The organism is Acetobacter syzygii, from assembly GCF_000964225.1.
Classification (GTDB): Bacteria; Pseudomonadota; Alphaproteobacteria; order Acetobacterales; family Acetobacteraceae; genus Acetobacter; species Acetobacter syzygii.
Genome location: NZ_BAMZ01000082.1, coordinates 1 through 17,480, shown reverse-complemented (window position 1 = coordinate 17,480; position 17,480 = coordinate 1). Strand labels below are relative to the sequence as shown.

Annotated in this window: 15 protein-coding genes, 1 other RNA gene and 1 pseudogene; 13 read left to right on the top strand and 4 right to left on the bottom strand. The window is 59.2% G+C overall.

The features are described from left to right. Window positions 1-279: 279 nt before the first annotated feature. A complete protein-coding gene (locus tag Absy_RS11810) occupies window positions 280-708 on the bottom strand; it encodes a hypothetical protein (RefSeq protein ID WP_245614837.1) in 429 nt (142 codons plus the stop codon). A gap of 142 nt (window positions 709-850) precedes the next feature. On the opposite strand from Absy_RS11810, the gene ffs reads away from it, so the two are divergent. The 6 genes from ffs to folB all read left to right on the top strand — a co-directional run bounded on the left by ffs (window position 851) and on the right by folB (window position 5,403). Then, window positions 851-948: signal recognition particle sRNA small type (gene ffs / locus Absy_RS11805), an RNA gene on the top strand. An 85-nt stretch (window positions 949-1,033) separates the two neighbouring features. Next, a complete protein-coding gene (locus Absy_RS11800; RefSeq protein WP_048855079.1) occupies window positions 1,034-3,070 on the top strand; it encodes a DNA polymerase III subunit gamma/tau in 2,037 nt (678 codons plus the stop codon). Between the two features lie 120 nt (window positions 3,071-3,190). After that, on the top strand, window positions 3,191-3,514 hold the full coding sequence (locus Absy_RS11795; RefSeq protein ID WP_048854954.1) for a YbaB/EbfC family nucleoid-associated protein: 324 nt from the start codon (window positions 3,191-3,193) through the stop codon (window positions 3,512-3,514). Between the two features lie 46 nt (window positions 3,515-3,560). Then, window positions 3,561-4,157, top strand: coding sequence for a recombination mediator RecR (gene recR / locus Absy_RS11790; protein ID WP_048854953.1), 597 nt, complete (start codon window positions 3,561-3,563; stop codon window positions 4,155-4,157). Window positions 4,158-4,190: 33 nt separating this feature from the next. After that, window positions 4,191-4,991: an SDR family oxidoreductase gene (locus Absy_RS11785; protein WP_048854952.1), complete on the top strand. Its 801-nt coding sequence runs from the start codon at window positions 4,191-4,193 to the stop codon at window positions 4,989-4,991. A 4-nt stretch (window positions 4,992-4,995) separates the two neighbouring features. Next, window positions 4,996-5,403, top strand: coding sequence for a dihydroneopterin aldolase (gene folB / locus Absy_RS11780; protein WP_048854951.1), 408 nt, complete (start codon window positions 4,996-4,998; stop codon window positions 5,401-5,403). Between the two features lie 94 nt (window positions 5,404-5,497). Here folB and Absy_RS11775 read toward each other — a convergent pair whose 3' ends face one another. Next, the gene (locus Absy_RS11775; protein WP_048854950.1) at window positions 5,498-5,827 is read right to left on the bottom strand and encodes a TIGR02300 family protein; all 330 of its coding nucleotides are present in this window, start codon (window positions 5,825-5,827) and stop codon (window positions 5,498-5,500) included. Between the two features lie 245 nt (window positions 5,828-6,072). Here Absy_RS11775 and aroA point away from each other — a divergent pair, with 245 nt between their 5' ends. From aroA to rpsA, 3 genes are all read left to right on the top strand, one after another. Continuing rightward, the gene (gene aroA, locus Absy_RS11770) at window positions 6,073-7,422 is read left to right on the top strand and encodes a 3-phosphoshikimate 1-carboxyvinyltransferase (RefSeq protein ID WP_048854949.1); all 1,350 of its coding nucleotides are present in this window, start codon (window positions 6,073-6,075) and stop codon (window positions 7,420-7,422) included. Beyond that, window positions 7,419-8,072: a (d)CMP kinase gene (locus Absy_RS11765; protein WP_181015906.1), complete on the top strand. Its 654-nt coding sequence runs from the start codon at window positions 7,419-7,421 to the stop codon at window positions 8,070-8,072. Before aroA ends, Absy_RS11765 begins: the two co-directional genes overlap by 4 nt. Window positions 8,073-8,355: 283 nt before the next feature. Then, on the top strand, window positions 8,356-10,068 hold the full coding sequence (gene rpsA / locus Absy_RS11760; RefSeq protein WP_048854947.1) for a 30S ribosomal protein S1: 1,713 nt from the start codon (window positions 8,356-8,358) through the stop codon (window positions 10,066-10,068). A 106-nt stretch (window positions 10,069-10,174) separates the two neighbouring features. Here rpsA and rdgB read toward each other — a convergent pair whose 3' ends face one another. After that, window positions 10,175-10,774 (bottom strand): RdgB/HAM1 family non-canonical purine NTP pyrophosphatase, encoded by a 600-nt coding sequence (gene rdgB / locus Absy_RS11755; protein ID WP_048854946.1) that lies wholly within the window; start codon window positions 10,772-10,774, stop codon window positions 10,175-10,177. Beyond that, window positions 10,771-11,505 (bottom strand): ribonuclease PH, encoded by a 735-nt coding sequence (gene rph / locus Absy_RS11750; protein WP_048854945.1) that lies wholly within the window; start codon window positions 11,503-11,505, stop codon window positions 10,771-10,773. Before rph ends, rdgB begins: the two co-directional genes overlap by 4 nt. Window positions 11,506-11,628: 123 nt before the next feature. Here rph and hrcA point away from each other — a divergent pair, with 123 nt between their 5' ends. The 4 genes and pseudogenes from hrcA to Absy_RS11730 all read left to right on the top strand — a co-directional run. After that, complete coding sequence (gene hrcA, locus Absy_RS11745; RefSeq protein ID WP_048854944.1) at window positions 11,629-12,702, top strand: heat-inducible transcriptional repressor HrcA; 1,074 nt, start codon at window positions 11,629-11,631, stop codon at window positions 12,700-12,702. Between the two features lie 113 nt (window positions 12,703-12,815). Then, window positions 12,816-15,554: a penicillin-binding protein 1A gene (locus Absy_RS11740; RefSeq protein WP_048854943.1), complete on the top strand. Its 2,739-nt coding sequence runs from the start codon at window positions 12,816-12,818 to the stop codon at window positions 15,552-15,554. Between the two features lie 59 nt (window positions 15,555-15,613). After that, window positions 15,614-16,745 (top strand): peptide chain release factor 2 gene (gene prfB / locus Absy_RS11735; protein WP_143221482.1). Its coding sequence is split into 2 segments (ribosomal slippage): window positions 15,614-15,682 and window positions 15,684-16,745, totalling 1,131 coding nucleotides; the frame shifts between segments, so codons are not numbered across the junction. A 302-nt stretch (window positions 16,746-17,047) separates the two neighbouring features. After that, window positions 17,048-17,480, top strand: a pseudogene (locus tag Absy_RS11730) (energy transducer TonB); the annotation flags it as partial.

The following is a 17,480-nucleotide window of genomic DNA, read 5'->3' as shown; positions in this document are numbered from 1 at the left end:
TTTCAGATAAATATCGAAAAAATCATCGTCTATCAAAAAATCAGTAAAACTGAGGTATTTTAATTTATGGGAATTAAAAATTCTTTTTAAATATCATGGAATTTTCAAAATCATTTTCAAAAATACTGGTGTGTGGCGCACGCTGTCGGAAAATCAAGCATTCGGCCTACTGGGGCGCAATGAGCGTTCAGATCATGCGGGTCTGCTGCTCATTTCCCCCCCCCGGCGTAGTCAGTCGTGTGCCAAAATACAATTCAGGACAAACTGGATGGGTGCGTCTCAGTCCGCGGCCTGTGAATCTTTGGATGGCAGGCTGTCTATGGCTTCGCACGCCTTAACAAGTTCGGGTTGTGGATTGTGGGTTTCGCACAGTTTTTCCACATCCCCTGCGCAGGCTTCGATCGAATTTTCAAAGTCGGATTCAAGAACGTCTTCCGCAACAGTCAGATCCTGATCGTGGGAGTTTTCCTGTTCTTTTGCCAAAAGATCCTGCGTTTTGTGCAGTTCCTTGAGTGAGTCAATGCAGGCAGGGCCAGCAGCTTCGGGTTTCATGTGCAGAACAGAAAGTTCTTTTTGTAACTGGATGTTGTTAACGTTGCTGCGTGGGGCTGTTTCATCCCCATCCGCACGGGCAGCGGGGGATACGGCCAGACTGCCAGCCAGAAGAGCAGATGCCATAACGGCATGATACAAACGAAAACCGGACACGAGCACAATTCTCCTGAGTCTGCGACGGGACACACCAATTCTCTGGTTTTCTAGCCTGTCTGTGTCCAGCAGGTAAAGAAACAACCCCAAATGCTGCCAACAGGGTTGGCATGAGCGCGCATTTGGTGCTACGTGTGGTGCCGGAAAGTCGGCAGTGGACGGGCGCCTTGCTAAACCGGTCAGGTCCGGAAGGAAGCAGCCATGGTGAGTTTCGCCCGGGTTATTGTCCGGCTTTCCACCTGCATTTTCCGCCCTTGTGGATCAGACCATTCCGCGCCTGCCGGGCCGGACATGTGGGCGTGACCTTACATTCTTCGGGCATGGCATGAGCGATACGACTGACGAGCAGTTTCCTCACGACGAGGGACTTCCCAGTCCGGAACCGGAAGGCCCCGGCCTGTTTGGCGAGCCCGAGTTGCCCGCGCAGGCTGCTGCACCTCCTCCTCAGCCCATCAATGCCCCGGCAACGCCGTACCGTGTTCTGGCCCGCAAATACCGCCCCACAACGTTTGATGACCTGATCGGTCAGGAGGCCATGGTCCGCACCCTGCGCAATGCGTTTGCGCTTGGGCGTGTGGCGCACGCCTTTATGCTGACCGGTGTGCGGGGGGTGGGTAAAACCACAACGGCCCGTATTATTGCCCGTGCTCTGAATTGTACCGGACCAGATGGTAACGGTGGTCCCACGGCAGACCCGTGCGGCGTATGCCCCAACTGCGTTGCCATTCTCAATGACCGTCATCCGGATGTGCTGGAAATGGACGCCGCCTCCCGCACCGGTGTGGATGATGTGCGCGAGATCATAGAGGCCACACGCTTCCGCCCCATGCAGGGGCGCATGAAGGTCTTTATTATCGACGAAGTGCATATGCTCTCGCGCAATGCCTTCAATGCTCTGCTTAAAACACTGGAAGAGCCACCAGCGCAGGTTACGTTTATTTTTGCCACGACCGAATTGCGCAAGGTGCCAGTTACGGTTCTGTCCCGTTGCCAGCGGTTTGACCTGCGGCGTGTACCACAGGCCGATCTGGTGGGGCTGTTTGCGCGCATAGCGCAAAAGGAGCAGGTCCGGCTATCGGACGATGCTCTGGCTCTGATTGCCCGCGCCGCAGACGGGTCGGTGCGTGATGGTCTGTCCCTGCTGGATCAGGCGATTGCCCAAGGGAGCGGGTTGACGGAAGAAGGCGGGGAGATTGGTGCCGCCATAGTCAGCGATATGCTGGGGCTGGCTGACCGCGAGGTCGTGTTCGACCTGCTCGATGCCGTGCTGACTGGCAAGCCCGATGTTGCTCTGGCCCTGCTCGATGCCGCCTATGCACGTGGTGCGGACCCGGGGCTGGTGTTGGGGGACATGCTGGAACTGGTGCATGTTATTTCCCGCCTGCGTGCGGTTCCCTCTTTGGGGGATTCGGCGGATATGCCCGAGGCGGAGCGTGTACGCGGCACACATATGGCTGGAGCCTTTGCCGTGCCGGTGCTTATGCGCGCGTGGCAGATGCTGGTTAAAGGTGTGCGGGAGGTAGAAACCGCCCCAGACCGCCGTGCAGCGGCAGATATGGTGCTGATCCGCCTGTGTTATGTGGCCGATCTTCCCTCACCCGAAGATCTGGTTAAACGCCTGACCAATGCGCCCGATGGGGGGGGGAATGCACGCGCTGGAACCTCCTCCGCGCCTGTGGGTGTTCCTCCCGGTGGGGCTTCGGCCAGCTCCCCCTCCGCTCAGTCAGTGGGGGGGGGCGCTGCTTTTACGCCTGATGGTGCTGGTGGTTACGAACCACCACGCCTGCGTATGGTCAGTTCTGGCGGCATGGCAGTTGGGGCTATGGCCCAGCCAGCGCCAATGGTGGCGGCACCTGCTGTGGTGCCAGTGGAGCCATCGGCCCCCCCGCTCCCCAGAACATGGCGGGAAGCGGTGGCACTGGTCAAAGACCAGCGCGAGGCCATTTTGCATGGGCAGTTGCGCCATGCTGCCCATCTGATCTCTTTTACCCAGGGCCGGATTGTGCTGCGCTTTGAGCGCGGCGTTCCCGGTGATGTTATTCCACAACTGCGCCGGGTGCTGAACCGGGCAACCGGCATAAGCTGGCAGATTGAAACCGGCGTGGAGGAGGGCGAACCCACGCTGGATGCCCAAGGGGCGGAGGTCATTCAGTTCCGGCGGCGCGAGGCAGAGGCTCACCCGCTGGTCAGGGCCATCCTCAATGCCTTCCCCGATGCGGAACTGGGCGAAGTGCGCGACCATGGGTTGGATGATTACGGGCTGCCACCCGAAGAACCACCAGAACTGCTGTTTGCCCCAGTGGATGCCGAACCACTGGATGAGGATGAGCGACCGTATGACCCCGGAGCCTCGCAGGACTGAAGTGATGCGTCCGGGCTGGCAAAACCGCGCGTTCTGGGCCAGATTAAACAGACATGATGCGCCACTGGGGTGCGCCATGCCGCACCATATGCGGCAGATAGACAAGCTTAGGGGATAACCATGAAAAACCTTGCCTCACTGATGAAGCAGGCCACGCAGATGCAGTCCAAGATGGAAGCCATGCAGTCCACACTGGAAGCCATGAGCATTGATGGTTCCGCTGGTGCAGGCATGGTCAGCGTTGTGCTGAGCGGCAAAGGTGACATGCGCTCCATCAAGATTGATCCCAAGCTGGCTGACCCGACCGAAATGGAAATGCTGCAGGATCTTATTGTGGCTGCCTGTGCGGACGCACGCAAAAAACTGGACGAAAAAGCCGCAGAAGAAATGCAGAAGGTGACCGGTGGCCTCAACCTGCCCGCTGGCATGAAACTGCCGTTCTAAGCCACAGACGTAACAGAACCTTGTAAGGCGGGGAAAGCGCACCGGTATGGGTGGTCAGGAAATAGAGCAGCTTATTCGCCTGCTGGGGCGTTTACCGGGCTTTGGCCCGCGTTCCGCGCGGCGGGTGGCTCTGTATCTGCTCAGGGAACCCCATACACGGCTGGCTCCGCTTGCCAGAGCCATGGAGCGGGCGGGGGAGGCTATTCGCACCTGCTCATCATGCGGTAATCTAGATACATCCGACCCATGCCATATCTGCTCCGACCCACTGCGTGACAAGGGGGTCGTGTGTGTGGTGGAAACGGTGGGGGATCTGTGGGCGCTTGAACGTGCAGGGGTTCACCGCGGTGTTTATCAGGTTCTGGGGGGCACTCTGTCCCCTCTGGCGGGTGTTGGGCCGGAAGATCTGAATGTGTCTGCCCTGCTGACCCGCCTGCATCAGGGAACGGTGCGTGAGGTTATTCTGGCTCTTGGTGCAACGGTGGAAGGTGCGACCACCATGCATTGGCTTATGGATCAGCTGGAAACCTACGAGGGGCTGACCGTCAGCCGTGTGGCGCAGGGTGTGCCCATGGGGGGCGCTCTGGATGTGCTGGATGATGGCACACTGGCAGCCGCCCTTGGTGCCCGCCGCCCTGCCTGAACTACAGGCCATCAATTTTAAGGATTAAAGACCATGCCCGTGGATATGCTGCCGATCAGTCCGGCCATACCGCGTCGCGCTCTGGTGAGCGGGGGCGGTGCACGGCTGGGCCGGGCCATTGTGCTTGCGCTGGCTCAGGCCGGGTTTGATGTTGCCATTCACTACCGAAGCAACAGGGCCGAAGCGGAGGAGACCCTGCAAGCCGTACAGGCGCTGGGCCGCACAGGGTGCGTGCTGCAGGCTGATCTGATGCGTGAGGAGCAGGTACAGGCTTTGTACGGGCAGGCCACGCAGGCGCTGGGCGGTCCCTTGGGGGTGCTGGTCAACAATGCTTCCACCTTTGAGCGGGATGAGTGGGATGATGCCTCGCTGGAAAGCTGGATGATGCATATGAAGCCCAACCTGCGCGCGCCTTTTGTGCTTATTCAGGCTTTTGCCAAAGGCTTGCCACAAGGGGCACAGGGCATGGTGCTGAATATGCTGGACGAGCGGGTCTGGTCACTCACGCCTCATTTTGTCAGCTATACCGTGTCCAAAAGTGCTTTGTGGACGCTTACCCAGACCATGGCTCTGGCTCTTGCGCCACGCGGAATTCGGGTCAATGCCATAGGTCCCGGCCCTGCCCTGCCCAGTCCGCGGCAGACGGAGGAGCAGTTTGCCCGGCAATGTGCCTCAGTGCCGCTGGCCCAGGGTACTACACCGGATGAGGTTGCCCGTGCGGCCCTTGCCCTCTTGGTTCTTCCTTCCGTGACCGGGCAAATGCTGGCTCTGGATGGTGGACAGCATCTGCAATGGTCTCCGGCCCCGTTGGCCGGACATGCCTTGGAAGAATAAAAGAATGGCCGTTTTTGCACCATGGGCGGACCAGCCGCCGCTGCGTTGCCTGTTTTTGAAAAATATGGTGCTCGACGCCCATATTGGCGTGTTCCCGCATGAGCAGGGTGTGACCCAGCGTATTCGGGTTTCGGTCCATTTTGGGGTGGATGACCGGACTGACCTTGAGGTGGGGCCGGATGATCTGAGCCGTACCGTCTCTTACGAGCGGGTTGTACAGCTTGTGCACCGTATTGTGCAGGAAGGCCATGTGCGTCTGGTGGAAACACTGGCCGAGCGCATTGCATCTGGCGTGCTGGCAGATGCCCGCGTTCGTGTGGTGCGGGTGCGTATAGAAAAGCTGGATGTGTTTGAGGAAATAGAGGCCGTTGGTGTGGAAATAGAGCGCCGCCCGGCCTGCACCTCCGGCTGATGCAATTCCAAATTTTTACGTCATAAAAAAAGCCCGCTGCATCCAGCGGGCTTTTTTTGGTCTGACACGATGGTGTTCAGCACCCCGTAAGGGGTCAGGATTCGTGATCTTCCGAATCCGTGCTGACATCGATGTCTGAACTGATGTCATCGTCATCATCATCCAGATCAGCGGTGTCTTCCATCACATCATCGTCGTCGGTATCGTCATCGGTGTCGATATCGATATCGTCATCGGCTTTCTTGATGGGGGCTGCACTCGCCGGAACGGGGGACAGGCTGTCAGAGTTGCGGCGCAGGCGCGGCACCAGAGCAGGCTGTTCCGTTCCGCATTTGGGGCAAATGGCGGGTGCGCGGTTCAGGTCATAAAAACGGGCACCACAGGACACGCAGACGCGTTTGGTGCCGAGATCGGGCTGGGACATCTTGCTACCTGTCAATCCTGAGCAGATATTGGGGCCAACGCCCCGGAACACGAACGAACCCTGAACAGCCACACAAAGCTGCGGCAGGACTCGAACCAGACTGTTAAGGCGATGCCCAATGCCACTGTGTTTCGGGTTCTGTCAAACCCGGAGTTTGCATCTGGTCGCATTTTCTGTCTCTGCCAACCTCATTTTCTACCTGTTACCGATTGACTTGCGGTCCATCCCGCCGGAATGAAAAGGGCATGACACACGCATCTTCCCCCTCTGCCCGTCCGCTGCGGGTTACGCGCGCGCAGGCTCCCCTTTCCGGTTCCATCCGTGTGCCGGGCGATAAATCCATTAGCCACCGTGCGCTCATGTTTGCGTCCCTCGCACGGGGCGAAACCCATATTACCGGGTTGCTGGAAGGGGAGGATGTTCTGCGCACCGCAGCCGCCATGCGGGCATTGGGGGCACAGGTCGTGCAGCACGCGCCGGGGGACTGGCGTGTGAATGGTCTGGGCATTGGCAAACTCCGCGAGCCGGATGATGTGCTGGATATGGGCAACTCCGGCACGGCGGCCCGCCTGTTGTCCGGCCTGCTGGCCAGCCACGGTATGGTCTCGGTTATGACGGGGGATGCCAGCCTGCGCCGCAGACCCATGAAGCGGGTCATGGACCCGCTGGCGGGGACGGGGGCAACCTTTATGGCGCGAGAAGGGGGGCGTCTGCCCATGGCCATTCGTGGTCTGGCGGACCCCAAACCACTGGATTACCGCCTGCCTGTGGCATCGGCTCAGGTTAAATCCGCCGTGTTGCTGGCCGGGCTTAACGCGCAGGGACAGACACGGGTGGAAGAACCCGTAGCTACGCGCGACCATACCGAAAATATGCTGCGCCACTTTGGCGCGCACGTGGAGGTGGAAGAAACATTCAAGGGGGGGCGGGTTATTAAGCTGCAGGGCCGGCCAGACCTTGTGGCGCGCGATGTGGTGGTGCCGGGCGATCCGTCTTCCGCCGCGTTTCCCATTGTTGCGGCCCTGCTGGTGCCGGGGGCGGATGTTGTGATTGCTACAGTCGGGCTGAACCCGCTGCGCACCGGGCTGTTTGTGACCTTGCAGGAAATGGGCGCACAGCTTGAGGTCACGAACGTCCGCACGGAAGGTGGGGAACTGGTGGGCGATCTGCACGTGCGGGCATCCACCCTCAAGGGTGTGGAGGTGCCTGCCGACCGCGCGCCATCCATGATTGATGAATACCCCATTCTGGCCGTGGCAGCCGCGTATGCCTCCGGCGTATCCCGCTTTTGCGGGGTGGAAGAACTGCGTGTGAAGGAAAGCGACCGATTGGCTGCAACGGTGGCACTGCTGGAAAATAACGGCGTTAAAACGGCGGTCGAAGGGGATGATCTGGTGGTGTACGGGACCAATGGTGCCATTCCCGGTGGCGGTGTGGTGGAGACCCATATGGACCACCGGCTGGCCATGAGCGCTTCCGTGCTGGGGCTGGTTGCCCAGAACCCGGTGGATATTGATGACACCGCGTTTATAGACACCAGCTTTCCGGGGTATTTGCAGCTGATGAACAGCCTTGGCGCAGGGTTTACACTGTGATGCGTGGCGGACCGGTTATTGCCGTGGATGGTCCGGCAGCGGCAGGTAAGGGCACGCTGGCCCGTAAGCTGGCAGAGGCACTGGAACTGCCTTACCTGGACACAGGGCTGCTCTACCGCGCTGTTGGGCGGCTTGCGCTGGATGCCGGGCAGGACCCCGCCCAGCCCGCACAGAGGTTTGCGCAGGCGCTGACCCCGGCGGACATGCAGCGCAAGGACCTGCGCACGCCGGAGGTGGCTCTGGCGGCCAGCAAGGTTGCTGCACAACCTGCCGTAAGGGCTGCACTGGTGGAAACCCAGCGCCGTTTTGCCGCCGAGCGGGGGGCCGTACTGGATGGGCGCGATATTGGCACAGCCATTTTTCCCGATGCGGATGTCAAGCTGTTCATCACCGCCTCTCCCGCAACACGGGCCCTGCGGCGTTTTTTGCAAAGTGGTGGGAATACCAGCGCAGCAGATGCGCAGGCCCAGCTTGGCCAGATGGAGGAGGCCCTGCGTGCGCGGGACGAAGCCGATGCCAGCCGGGATTCCGCCCCCATGTGCGTGGCGGATGACGCGTATGTGATTGAGACGGATACGCTGGATGTACAGGCCGTTCTGGCCGAAGCCTTGCGGTTTGCGCGTGAACGACTCGTGACCACACGTGGCTGAGAGCAAACGGTGCGTACGTGGGGTGAACCACACAGTAACGCATTTTTTTCCCCTATTTGCCGCCTGCCCTGCGGTTTGAGTTGACAAACCGGGGGTAGGTGTTCTCTGTGCAAACAGAAATCCGCCATCAGCGGTGGGTTTTTCTTGGTAACACTCTGGTCTGGCCAAGTCTTCGGGGGGCAACCATGCCTTTGCGATGGTCAGGCAAGCCGTGCCGCATGTTGCGGGGCGCAGGAACAGTCTGCAGGCATGTTGCTGGCGGGCTCAGGATTTACGGTACCACATGGCTTCAGCCACCACCCAGACCACGGACCATTTCCGTGGCGAAGATTTTGCTGCCCTTCTTGACGAGACCCTCGGTCGCGATTCCGGCTTTGACGGGTCCGTTGTTCGCGGTCGCGTTGTCCGCCTGACGGACGACTACGCTATTGTTGACGTCGGCCTGAAGAGCGAAGGCCGCGTTTCCCTGCGTGAATTCGCACCCCCCGGTGTTAAGCCGGAAGTGCAGCCGGGCGATGTGATCGAACTGTACGTCGAGCGTTATGAAGACCGCGACGGCAGCATCGTTCTCTCCCGCGAGAAAGCACGCCGTGAAGAAGCATGGACCAGCCTCGAAAAAGCTTTCGAAGCCAACCAGCGCGTTAACGGCACCATTTATGGCCGCGTCAAGGGTGGCTTTACGGTTGATCTGGGTGGCGCCATGGCGTTCCTTCCCGGCAGCCAGGTGGACATCCGCCCTGTGCGTGACGTCGGCCCGCTGATGGGTGTGCCCCAGCCGTTCCAGATCCTGAAGATGGACCGTGCACGTGGCAACATCGTTGTTTCCCGTCGTGCCGTTCTGGAAGAAACGCGTGCTGAACAGCGCAGCGAACTGATTCAGGGCCTGACCGAAGGCATGATCCTTGACGGCGTGGTCAAGAACATCACCGATTACGGTGCGTTCGTTGATCTGGGCGGCGTTGACGGCCTGCTGCATGTGACCGACATTGCATGGAAGCGCATCAACCATCCCTCCGAAGCTCTGCAGATCGGCCAGCCGGTGCGCGTGCAGGTGATCCGCTTCAACCCCGAAACGCAGCGTATCTCCCTCGGCATGAAGCAGCTTGAAGCTGATCCGTGGGAAAATGTTGCCCTGAAGTACCCGCCCGGTGCCCGCTTTACCGGCCGCGTGACCAACATTACCGATTACGGCGCATTTGTTGAGCTGGAACCCGGTGTTGAAGGTCTGGTGCACGTTTCCGAAATGTCCTGGACGAAGAAGAACGTCCATCCGGGCAAAATCGTTGCGACTTCCCAGGAAGTGGACGTCATGGTTCTGGATGTGGACAGCTCCAAGCGCCGCATCTCTCTGGGCCTCAAGCAGGTTCAGCGCAACCCATGGGAACAGTTTGCGGAAGAGCACAAGGTTGGCTCCACCGTGGAAGGCGAAATCCGCAACATTACGGAATTCGGCCTGTTCATCGGCCTCTCTGCAGACATCGACGGCATGGTCCACATGTCCGACCTGTCTTGGGACGAAGCTGGCGAAGAAGCCATGAAGAACTACGAAAAGGGCCAGGTTGTAAAAGCCAAGGTTCTGGACGTGGACGTGGAAAAAGAACGTATCTCCCTTGGCATCAAGCAGCTTCAGGAAGATCCGGCAGCCGATGCGCTGGCCAGCATCCAGAAGGGCACGATCGTAACCTGCATCGTGACCGCTGTGCAGACCAACGGTATTGAAGTGAAGGTTGACGATGTTCTGAGCGGCTTTATCCGCCGTGCGGAACTGGCTCGTGACAAAGCTGAACAGCGCCCTGAACGTTTTGCCGTTGGCGAACGCGTGGATGCCAAGGTTGTGTCCGTTGACCGTACCTCCCGCAAAGTTGCCCTGACCATCAAGGGCCGCGAAGTGGAAGAAGACAAACAGGCTATCAACGAATACGGTTCCGCAGATAGCGGTGCGTCCCTCGGTGATATTCTGGGTGCGGCGATCCGTCGTCGTAACACCGAAGACTGAGCACAAAAAACCGGGGTGGTTTGCACCGCCCCGGTTTGGCAAAGAAATTTGTCGTGCAGAAAATAGCGCCCTCACCGGGGCGCTATTTTTTTATCCAGGCCGGACTTCAGGCGAGACAGGCTTTACGAAACGCTGCAAAAGCACGCGCACGGTGGCTGATGGCGTTTTTCTGCGCATCGGTCATTTCCGCAAAGCTGCGGGTTTCGTGTTCGGGTTGAAAAATAGGGTCGTATCCGTGCCCGTTGGCACCACGTGGGGGCCAGACAATCTGCCCGTTAATCCGCCCTTCAAAGCTTTGGGTCCGTCCGTCGGGGAAGGCAAGGCAGAGCACGCACACAAACCATGCGTCCCGCTCATCTTGCCCGATCCCTTCCTCAATACGTGCCATGGCACCGTTAAAGTCCTTGTCCGGCCCGGCCCAGCGGGCGGAGTAAATACCCGGTGCTCCCCCCAGTGCGCTTACACACAGGCCGGAGTCGTCCGCCAGAGCTGGCAGGTTGGCCGCTTGTGCCGCAGCCAGTGCCTTAATGGCGGCATTGCCAGCAAAGGTTGTGGCGGTCTCTTCCGGTTCGGGCAGATTTAATTCCCCCGCAGAGAGAACGGTAATTCCAAATTCTGCCATAAGGGCGGAAAACTCAGCCAGCTTGCCCGCATTGTGGGTTGCCAGCACCAGTTGGTCACCGGATTTAAGAATGGGTTGGGTCATGTTCGGGGGTGCTCTGCTGCGTTGACTGCTTTTAGCTGGGCTTCAAACAGTTCGCCCGCACCTTTGCGGGCGAGGGTGAACAGGGTGTTAAAGGCATCTTCGGCAAAAGGCGCCTGTTCTGCCGTGGCCTGAATTTCCACAATACGGTGGTCGGCACTCAGCACAAAATTGGTATCTGCGGAGGCGGCGCTATCTTCCGCGTAATCAAGGTCCAACACGGCACCGGCATTGGTCAGCCCGCAGGAGACAGCAGCAACCTGCCCGGTCAGGGGAATGCGCGGCAGCACGCGGTTTGCAACCAGTTTGCCAAGGGCCAGGCGGAGCGCCACCCATGCGCCGGTAATGGAGGCGCAGCGTGTGCCACCATCAGCATTCAGCACATCGCAGTCCAGTGTAATGCAGATTTCCCCCAAGGCTTTAAGGTCCGTTACCGCACGGAGCGAGCGGCCGATCAGGCGCTGGATTTCCTGCGTACGGCCAGACTGCTTGCCCCTTGCGGCCTCACGGTTGCCACGTGCATGGGTGGCACGGGGGAGCATACCGTATTCTGCCGTAACCCAACCGCTTCCCTTGCCCCGCAGGAACGCAGGTACGCGGCTTTCCACGCTGGCAGTACACAGGACCTCGGTGCCGCCAACCCGGATAAGGGCTGAGCCTTCCGCATGGTGGGAAAAGCCGGTCTCAATAAGAATGGGGCGCATCTGCCCGGCCTCGCGGCCTGATGGACGCATGGTGCTGCTCCTGAAAAAAATGACAAAGGGTTGTGCCTGCACATAAAGTGCTTTTGGCAGGAGTAAAACCGGCAATAAGCCATTATAAACGCGTATCAGACCGCACGAAGGAGCTTTGTCGCCATGAAGCGTGGCCTGCTGCCCGCCCAAGCACTGTTACCACCTGAACTGGATGGACGATCCGCGAATATTCTGCGCGAGATTGTGGAAGAGTATATGGCCAGTGGCGAGCCTGTGGGGTCCCGCACCTTATCCCGCCGGTTGGGGCAACCGTTGTCCCCCGCTACAATTCGGAATGTCATGGTCTCGCTGACTGAGGCAGGGCTTCTGTTCTCCCCCCATACGTCCGCAGGACGCCTGCCAACGGAAAAAGGTTTACGCCTGTTCGTGGATGGTCTGCTCCAGTTTGGCGCTTTATCGGAGGATGAGCAGAAGGTCATCGGACTTTCGCTTGAAGCGCGAGGACGCTCCTTGCAGGATACCTTGACCGAGGCATCCTCCCTGCTGGCGGGCATGTCCGATGCTGCGGGGCTGGTGGTGGCCCCAAAGGGGGAAGGCGGGATCAAACATATTGAGTTTGTGGCACTTGGGGGGAATCGCGCTCTGGTTGTGCTGGTGGGAGCAGACGGGCATGTGGAAAACCGCGTGATCGAAATTCCCCCCGGCACGCCGCCTTCTGCTCTGGTAGAGGCTGCCAACTACCTGAACGCACGCGCCATGGGAGCTTCCCTACCCGACCTGCGCACCCGCGTGGGTGCCGAGATGAGTGAAAACCGCACCGTGCTGAACAGCCTGACAGCCGAGGTGGTGGAAAGTGGTCTGGCCATCTGGAATGGTGATCGGGGCGAGAGTAGCGGCACGTTGATCGTGCGTGGTCAGTCCCGCTTGCTGGCGGATGTGGATGGGCAGGAACGGCTGGTGGCAATCCAGACCCTGTTTGACCGGCTGGAAGCGCAGGAGACCATGTTGCGTCTGTTGGAACTGGTCGAAAATTCGGAAGGTGTGCGTATTTTTATTGGTGCGGAAAGCGGGCTATTTGGTACCACCGGCATGTCCGTTGTTATGGCACCGGCGCGGAATGAGGCGAACAGAATTGTGGGGGCCATTGGTGTTATTGGCCCAACGCGCATTAATTACGGGCGTGTGGTACCGGTTGTGGACTATACGGCACGCATACTGGGCGAACTGCTGGGTTAGGCAGCTTGCCAGGGCTGGTAAAGGTTGGAGCAGAGGTCGGAATTCCGCCACGATTGTACAGAGAATGGCGATGGCAAGGAGACGACTGGATATGGGAATGGTAAAGGACCGGTATGACAAGCACTCCGCCTTCTGGTGATCCGGATTCTTTTTCCCGGCAAGATCGGGACAAAACTCAATCTTCTCCTTTGCGCAGGCCCCGCTTTCGGCAGTGGCGGATGCTCCTTGGCACGGCTGCGGCCGTGCTGCTGGTGGGGAGCGCTGGTGGCGCGGTTGTTGTGTGGTCGCAGTACCAGAGCATTGTTGCCGACCTGCCAACCGTAGATGGCCTGCGGTCCTACCAGCCGCCGGTTATGAGCCGCCTTTATGCGGGGGACGACCAGCTTGTGGCCGAACTGGCGGATGAGCGGCGTGTGTTTGTGCCCTCCAATGCCATACCGGACCGGGTTAAAAGCGCGTTTATCGCTGCCGAAGACCAAAAATTCTGGACCCATAAGGGGGTGGACCCTGCGGCCATCATTCGTGCGGGTCTGACTGACCTGACGCGCGATAAAGGGCGCAGGCCCATTGGTGCGTCCACTATTACGCAGCAGGTTGCCCGCGTTATGCTGTTGGGGAGCAACGCTGTCTCGTTCAAACGCAAAGCCAAGGAAGCTTTTTTGGCCATGCGTATTGAGCAGGTGTTGCCTAAGGAAAAAATTCTCGAAATCTATCTGAACGAAATTTATCTCGGTAATGGCGCTTACGGTATTGGTGCCGCTGCCCAGACCTATTTTAACAAACCGCTTGATCAGCTGGATAATGCGGAAGCGGCTTTTCTGGCAGCTCTGCCCAAATCGCCCACGAATTATAACCCTGTGCGCTTCCCCGATGCGGCGCGTGGGCGGCGGAACTGGGTGCTGGAGCGCATGGCCGATATTGGAGCCATTACGCAGGATGATGCCCGCCAGGCCGAAGCGGAACCCCTGACAACCACCAGTTTTTCCCGCCCAGGCCCCGCTCCCGGGTCCGAGTGGTTTGCCGAGGAAGTCCGGCGCGAACTGCTGGAAAAATATGGTCAGGACGTAACCATGCAGGGCGGTCTGGATGTGCACACCAGTCTGGACCTGCCCTTGCAGCGGGCTGCCCAGACCATTTTGCAGCAGGGTCTTATGGCGTATGACCGCCAGCATCGTGGCTGGCATGGCCCTGTTACGCATCTGTCTACACCGATTCCCCTGTCGCAGGAGGAGTGGGTGCGGGCACTGCGAACAGTCAGTGCGCCTGCGGGAATGCTGGACCAGTGGCGGCTGGCAATCGTGCTTGATGGGAATAAAGGGCAGGTTGGCTGGCTGGAAGGCAGCGTGGTCCGCCGCAATACCATGCAGGGCGGTGAACCCCATACAGGGCAGATACAGACCAAGGATATGGCCTGGGTCCGTCGCTCCCGCCCCTTGCGGACGGGGGATATTGTCATGGTTGAACCCCAGACCGGGCAGGCCACAGTGGCTTTAATGCAAATTCCCGTTGTGGAAGGAGCCATTGTGACCATGAATGCCCGCACAGGGCGTGTTCTGGCACTGGTGGGGGGCTGGTCTTTTCAGGCTTCACAGTTCGACCGGGCAACACAGGCGTTGCGTCAGCCGGGGTCGTCTTTCAAGCCGTTTGTTTATTTGCAGGCTATGGAGCAGGGCATATCGCCGTCTCAGGAGTTTGATGACTCTCCCGTATCCTATGGCACATGGCACCCCAATAACTACGAAAAGGATTTCTGGGGACCAACTTCCCTGCATGATGCCCTGCGTGAATCGCGCAACCTTGTAACCATCCGCCTTGCTGCCCATCTGGGCATGAACACCGTGGCGGATACGGCCATCAAGCTGGGGCTGGTGGATAATATGCCTCATGTGCTGCCTGCAGCACTGGGCGCGGTTGAAACCACCGTGCTCAAGGAGGCCGGAGCCTACGCAGCCCTTGCCGCCGGTGGGCGCAAAATTACCCCAACCCTGATTGATGATGTGCAGGACCGCGATGGCCGTGTGATCTGGCGGCCTGCATCGGGGTTGTCGCTTGTGTCAGCCGCATCCTTGGTCAATGGGGCAGATGGTACTGCACCTGCGGCTCAATCCGATGCGGAGGCCGCCATCCATCCGGATGCCCCACAGCCGCATACGGAGGCCAATGCTCCGGCTCATAACGCTTCTGTGGCCCAGCCCGCCGTGGTGGTGTTAACGCCCGATGACCTGCCCGCACTGCGCGATGACCGCCCAAGAGCGGCGTCCGAGCAGAGTGCGTTCCAGATTACGACCATGTTGCAGGATGTTATTCGTCGCGGCACAGGTGTGCGGGCGGGTGAGGGCATAGATGTGCCCGTGGCGGGCAAGACCGGTACCAGCCAGAATTTTAACGATGCCTGGTTTGCTGGGTACACGCCGGAACTGGTGACGGTGGTCTGGGTCGGGTTTGATACACCTCAGTCCCTTGGCCGGAACGAAACCGGGGGTGCCATTGCGGGGCCGTTGTGGAACAAGGTGATGAAGACCGCCTTGAAAGGCCAGCCCAAACTGGATTTTGCCGCCCCCGATGGGGTAACACTGGTCAGCTACGACACAGGGCGTGGCGTGGCGATTGATGCCTTTAAGGATGGTCAGCTCCCCGGTGTCAGCACCAACCTGTTGAGCAATGTGGAAGCCCAGCAACTGAGCGCGAGCGATACAGGGGCCGAGAATATGCCAGATTCGGAAAGCGATATGGCAGCCAGTGTTAATGGTGCGGGCGCGCAGGGAACAGCTGGTACCAGCCAGCCCGGAGGGACCGGTGCGGCTCCTCCCCCACCTTCTGGGGGTGACATTGGCATGGGCGGCCTTTATTGAAGGCCGATTGATGCGGAACAAAACGATAATTTCCAGCAAGAAGATGGAGAACAGGCCCAATGTCTGCCGAGACAGAAGCCCTTAATGAGCAGATCAAGCAGTCGGTTGCACTGCTGAGGAGGCATCTTTAACTGGGATGTCGCTGAAGCCAGACTGGCGGAACTGAATAACCAGGCAGAAGACCCTGATCTGTGGAATGACCCCGAAGCCGCGCAGAAAATGATGCGTGAACGCACTCTTCTGGCAAACCAGATCGAGGGTGTGCAGGCGTTGGAAACCAATGTCCGCGATACATCCGAGCTGATTGAGATGGCCGAAGCCGAAGGGGATGCCGAGCTGGTGTCCGAAGGTGTGGCGAATTTGCGCGCTCTGGCGGAGGAAGCCAAACGGCGGGAAATTGAAAGCCTGCTTTCGGGCGAGGCAGATAGCAACGACTGCTATCTGGAAGTCAACGCTGGAGCCGGTGGCACGGAGGCGCAGGACTGGACCGAAATGATGCTGCGCATGTACACCCGTTGGGCGGAAGCGCACAATTACAAGGTAACGCTGATCGAAAGTTCGGAAGGTGAACAGGCCGGGCTTAAATCCGCTACCATTCTGGTTTCTGGCCCCAATGCCTATGGCTGGTTGAAAACAGAGGCTGGCGTACACCGCCTTGTTCGCATCTCTCCTTTCGATGCGGCAGCGCGGCGGCAGACATCTTTTGCTTCCGTCTGGGTCTATCCGGTTATTGATGATTCGATTGAAATTGAAATCAATGATGCGGATCTGAAGGTCGATACCTTCCGTGCGTCTGGTGCGGGTGGTCAGCACGTGAACAAAACGGACTCTGCCATCCGTATTACCCACATTCCCACAGGGATTGTGGTGGCGTGCCAGACCGACCGCTCGCAGCACCGGAACCGTGCAACGGCCATGCAGATGCTCCGTGCGCGGATGTATGAAGCCGAGCTGCAAAGGCGCGAGGCTGCGGCTGCAGAGGCTGAGGCCGCCAAGACCGATATTGGCTGGGGGCACCAGATCCGGTCGTATGTTCTGGCTCCCTACCAAATGGTCAAGGACCTGCGGACCAGTGTGGAAACAGGTAATCCTGATGCCGTTCTGGATGGTGATCTGGATGCGTTTATGGCTGCAGCATTGGCCATGCGGGTGGGTGCGACCCGTTCGGAGGCAAGTGCTAGCGCGCAATAGCCTGCACAGCATTGGACCCGGCTGCTCTGATCCGGGTAGAAAAAAAGGCGGTCTCCCACCGGAGGCCGCCTTTATTCTTTTATACGTGCCAGCTAAGACCATAAGATTCATACACAAATATTTCTCTGACAACCGGCTTGACATCTGCCTTGCCAGATTGCCCAATCAACACAATGGATAAGGCAGGTCAGCAGACATGCCAGTTTTGGTCCGAGCGGCCAGATCAAGTTCCTGAATGTTTTCGTGATTGGAAAACGGAACAGACTGTTTCTGTTCTGGCGGTTTGAAAAGGGAGGGCCAAAATGAGTAACCCTGAGCAGCAGCCAGGTTCGGCAAAATATGCCTTTCGGGCAAGTGCTGCTGTTGGTGTGACTGCGTTCCTGGTTGTGCTGCTGATGCACATATTGGGCATATGGGGGCTGATCAGTGGGATGGGGAAGGGCGATAGCCCACCGCCGCCTCCCAAGCCGCCTATTCAGACGCGCATTCTGCCACCCCCACCGCCGCCACCGCCGCCACCACCTCCTCCTCCGCCACCGCCGGTGATGACGGTGCCGCCGCCGCCGTTTATTCCGCCGCCAAAGATTGAGGTGCCACCTCCACCCAAACCCCCCATGAAGCATGTGGCCCGCACGCCGCCCAAGCAGCCCTCGGCACCGCCGACCCAGACTGCAAAGGCTCCCCCTGCGGATGCACCGCCGAATGATGCGCCAGATACAACGGCAGGCACGTCAC

Excerpts from the sequence above, each read along its gene's own strand:
- Absy_RS11740 (WP_048854943.1), top strand. The coding sequence starts at position 12,816 with ATGACAAGCACTCCGCCTTCTGGTGATCCGGATTCTTTTTCCCGGCAA.
- aroA (WP_048854949.1), top strand. The coding sequence starts at position 6,073 with ATGACACACGCATCTTCCCCCTCTGCCCGTCCGCTGCGGGTTACGCGC.
- rpsA (WP_048854947.1), top strand. The coding sequence starts at position 8,356 with ATGGCTTCAGCCACCACCCAGACCACGGACCATTTCCGTGGCGAAGAT.
- Absy_RS11795 (WP_048854954.1), top strand. The coding sequence starts at position 3,191 with ATGAAAAACCTTGCCTCACTGATGAAGCAGGCCACGCAGATGCAGTCC.
- Absy_RS11775 (WP_048854950.1), bottom strand. The coding sequence starts at position 5,827 with ATGTCCCAGCCCGATCTCGGCACCAAACGCGTCTGCGTGTCCTGTGGT.
- Absy_RS11800 (WP_048855079.1), top strand. The coding sequence starts at position 1,034 with ATGAGCGATACGACTGACGAGCAGTTTCCTCACGACGAGGGACTTCCC.
- folB (WP_048854951.1), top strand. The coding sequence starts at position 4,996 with ATGGCCGTTTTTGCACCATGGGCGGACCAGCCGCCGCTGCGTTGCCTG.
- Absy_RS11785 (WP_048854952.1), top strand. The coding sequence starts at position 4,191 with ATGCCCGTGGATATGCTGCCGATCAGTCCGGCCATACCGCGTCGCGCT.
- recR (WP_048854953.1), top strand. The coding sequence starts at position 3,561 with ATGGGTGGTCAGGAAATAGAGCAGCTTATTCGCCTGCTGGGGCGTTTA.
- rph (WP_048854945.1), bottom strand. The coding sequence starts at position 11,505 with ATGCGTCCATCAGGCCGCGAGGCCGGGCAGATGCGCCCCATTCTTATT.
- rdgB (WP_048854946.1), bottom strand. The coding sequence starts at position 10,774 with ATGACCCAACCCATTCTTAAATCCGGTGACCAACTGGTGCTGGCAACC.
- hrcA (WP_048854944.1), top strand. The coding sequence starts at position 11,629 with ATGAAGCGTGGCCTGCTGCCCGCCCAAGCACTGTTACCACCTGAACTG.